The organism is Psychromonas marina (assembly GCF_030161115.1).
Classification (GTDB): Bacteria; Pseudomonadota; Gammaproteobacteria; order Enterobacterales; family Psychromonadaceae; genus Psychromonas; species Psychromonas marina.
Genome location: NZ_BSPQ01000008.1, coordinates 689 through 916 on the forward strand (window position 1 = coordinate 689; position 228 = coordinate 916).

The 228-nt window shown below is 48.2% G+C and carries 1 protein-coding gene; it reads right to left on the reverse strand.

Annotated features, from left to right (window positions below; translation table 11 throughout):
* The coding region (locus QQK09_RS10690; RefSeq protein WP_284204126.1) for a cadherin-like domain-containing protein at positions 1 to 228 on the reverse strand (228 nt) is incomplete at both ends.

Sequence of the window (228 nt, forward strand, 5' to 3'; positions counted from 1 at the left end):
CGTATATTCCCAGGTACCATCTTCATTAACTACAACACTACCGTTGGTAGGGTCGCTATTTTTCGTAAAGGTTAGTGGGTCACCATCAGGATCAGTCGCCTGCAAAGTACCGCCAACGGGCGTATCTTCAGCGGTTTCAACGGTGATGCTTTCACCGAGTGGTGTTTCATTCTCATCCACCAATACTGGCGCGTCATTTTCTGGTAGCACACCGATATTGACCGTGAT